Origin of the sequence: Tardiphaga sp., assembly GCF_028290495.1 — a bacterium.
Lineage (GTDB): Bacteria > Pseudomonadota > Alphaproteobacteria > Rhizobiales > Xanthobacteraceae > Tardiphaga.
Genome location: NZ_JAQGJT010000225.1, coordinates 1 through 2,670 on the forward strand (window position 1 = coordinate 1; position 2,670 = coordinate 2,670).

At 62.2% G+C, this 2,670-nt stretch carries 3 protein-coding genes and 1 pseudogene; all 4 read right to left on the minus strand.

Annotated elements, in window-relative coordinates; genetic code table 11:
* A pseudogene (locus JWQ24_RS28350) lies at positions 1-330 on the minus strand (hypothetical protein); the annotation flags it as partial.
* A 10-nt stretch (positions 331-340) separates the two neighbouring features.
* A complete protein-coding gene (locus JWQ24_RS28355) occupies positions 341-871 on the minus strand; it encodes a hypothetical protein (protein ID WP_299815890.1) in 531 nt (176 codons plus the stop codon).
* 119 nt (positions 872-990) lie between these two features.
* The gene (rsmH, locus tag JWQ24_RS28360; RefSeq protein ID WP_366521475.1) at positions 991-1,986 is read right to left on the minus strand and encodes a 16S rRNA (cytosine(1402)-N(4))-methyltransferase RsmH; all 996 of its coding nucleotides are present in this window, start codon (positions 1,984-1,986) and stop codon (positions 991-993) included.
* A 65-nt stretch (positions 1,987-2,051) separates the two neighbouring features.
* On the minus strand, positions 2,052-2,483 hold the full coding sequence (gene mraZ, locus JWQ24_RS28365; RefSeq protein ID WP_299815896.1) for a division/cell wall cluster transcriptional repressor MraZ: 432 nt from the start codon (positions 2,481-2,483) through the stop codon (positions 2,052-2,054).
* Positions 2,484-2,670: the final 187 nt, after the last annotated feature.

Sequence of the window (2,670 nt, forward strand, 5' to 3'; positions counted from 1 at the left end):
GATCTTGGTAAAAATCTCGGCCGCGCTCACCCGCGTCGAATCGTCGTTGGGCTTGGTGTCGTAGCCATCGATCGGAAAGTTCTTCGGCGAAACCGTGATGTTGAATCGGTCAACGCTGTCGGCGAGAACCACGCCGTTCGCGTCGACAATCGAACCTCGCGTGCCATACGTGATGACCTTCGCCTCCCGGCTCGCGGATGCCGCCTTGGTCAGCTTCGGCGCCTGCACGATCTGCAGGTCGACCAGTCTTCCCGCGAACAACCCAACGACCACAAAGATGCCGAGCATCGTGAGCGTGAGGCGGGCCCCCGCTCTTCTGCTCTTCTTCATAACTCTGGCCCTAATGGGTCTGGGGCGAAGGCAGCTGACCTGAATTGGCGCTGCTGGTGTCGCCGCTTGACGTACCTTGCGAAGACGAACCGGTCGATCCGCCATTCGAATTCGATTGTGAGCCGGGTGAGGCCGAAACTGCCGTATTCGAGCCGCCGTGTCCGGATGCTGTCGGCTTGATCACAGAAACGCCGCCAAGCAGCGAGTCCGGGACGCTGCCGTTCGAGGCTGAGACCTTCTGCTTGCTGCCTGGCCTGCCCGCAGCCACGGCGGTGCCGATTACCCTGCCGTCCGAGATGCGAAGGAATGCCAGCGAGGAGGAGGCCACCATCCCGAGCGAGGTTGCATCCGCTGACAGGTTTTGCGTCGACCCGAGAGTGTTGAGCTGCTCATCGAGTGCGGAAGCCGTGCGCGCAAGATCGCGCTGCTGGTTCTGGAGTCGCCCAATGTTGTATGCACCGCTTGAGAGCGAAATGGTCAGGAGCAGCTGTGCCAGAAAGATCGCGAAAATGACCCCGGTTGCCACGAGCGCGTAGACCATCTTGGGACGCGTACGACGGCGCGTCCGGGTCGAGACTGCGCGAATCGGTCTCGGGTGCTGTTCTTCGACAAAGTCATCGATGGGGCGTCGCGTCGGCAACGAGTATGCGAGATTCGAGCTCATGCTGCCGGCCTCAGCTTCTGTACGGCGCGCAAGCGTACTGGCGTTGCGCGTGGGTTTGACTGTTTTTCTTCGTCGGATGCCAGTTCCGCGCCTCGCACCAGGAGTCGCAGTTCCGGACGGTGTTCGGGCAACTCCACCGGGAGCCCGCGGGGTGCGGTGGAGGCCGATCGCGCGGCGAATACCCTTTTCACGATGCGGTCCTCGAGCGACTGGTAGGCCAGCACGACCATGCGACCATCGACGTCGAGAACGTCGAGAGCCGCCGGGATCGCTCTGGCAAGAACTGCCAGCTCCTGGTTCACCTCGATGCGCAGCGCTTGAAACACGCGTTTGGCGGGGTGGCCGGCACGCTTCGCCGCGGCAGGGGTGGCCGCGACAATCACGTCGACAAGTTGGCCAGACCGCGAGATGGGGGATTTCTCGCGAGCCTGGACGATTTTGCTCGCGTAACGCGGAGCAAGTTTCTCTTCACCGAATTCGTAGAAGATCCGGCGCAGGTCATATTCGCTGTATTCGGCGATGATCCGCTCAGCGGTCAGCGGAGAATCCGAGTCCATGCGCATATCCAGCGGCGCATCCTGCGAATACGAGAAGCCGCGGTCGACCCGGTCCAGTTGCAGCGACGAAACACCGAGATCGAACAGGATGCCCGCCACCGCGGTGATCACCAAAGTGGCCAGCGCAACCGGGATTGCATCGTAGACCGCCCGGACGAGCACCGCTCGCGCACCATACGACGCCAGCCGCTGCCCCGTCAGTGCGAGTGCTTCGGGATCGCGGTCGATGCCAACGATGGTCAGCTCGGGAAAGCGTTCGAGGAACGCTTCGGCGTGGCCGCCGAGCCCCAGAGTTGCATCGACCAGCACGGCACCGGGGCGCGAGATCGCGGGGGCCAGCAGCTCGACGGTGCGTTCGAGCATTACCGGGGTGTGCAGTGTGTTCTCTGACATGGTGCAGGGGCACGAAGCCCCCAATCGCAGATCCCCATCCATTCTCTGACCTGTCACCGGGGAAGTGATGGCAGGGCGCTGAACGGCTGGGAGTCAACGACTGGGCGCTAGAAAAGCCCGGGGATCACCTCCTCTGCGGTGTTCGCGTAGCTGGATTCGGTTTCGTTGTAGTAGGTGTTCCAGGACTCCGTGTCCCAGATCTCGGCATGACTGCCGGCGCCGATGACTGTCAGGTCACGATCGAGGCTCGCGTATTCGCGGAGGCCAACGGGGATGGTCACCCTCCGCTGCTTGTCGGGCTGCTCCTGGCTTGCGCCCGAGAGAAACATGCGGGTGTAGTCGCGGGCCTGCTTGCTGGACACGGGCGCCTGACGGATCTTCTCGTGCACGTTCTCAAACTCACGTGCGCTGTAGACGTACAGGCAATGCTCCTGTCCGCGGGTGATGACGACCCCCGAGGCGAGTTCATCCCAGAACTTGGCGGGGAGGATCAGACGCCCCTTGTCATCGAGCTTGGGCGCGTATGTGCCGAGGAACATGGCGCACCCCCTTCAACGATCCGGCCAGAATTGCAGGTTGTCTCCACTTTACTCCACATTCCTCCACAAATCTCGGATATTTTGCGATCAGGAGCACCCAGTTAGGGTTACACGCCGCTAAACAAAAGGGCGCGGCCGCGTGGAGGCGAGTGGAGGGAAACTGTCGCAAATCCCACACGATTGACGC

Coding starts and splice junctions, on each gene's coding strand:
- JWQ24_RS28355 (WP_299815890.1), bottom strand. CDS start 871: ATGGTCTACGCGCTCGTGGCAACCGGGGTCATTTTCGCGATCTTTCTG.
- rsmH (WP_366521475.1), bottom strand. CDS start 1,986: ATGGATGGGGATCTGCGATTGGGGGCTTCGTGCCCCTGCACCATGTCA.
- mraZ (WP_299815896.1), bottom strand. CDS start 2,483: ATGTTCCTCGGCACATACGCGCCCAAGCTCGATGACAAGGGGCGTCTG.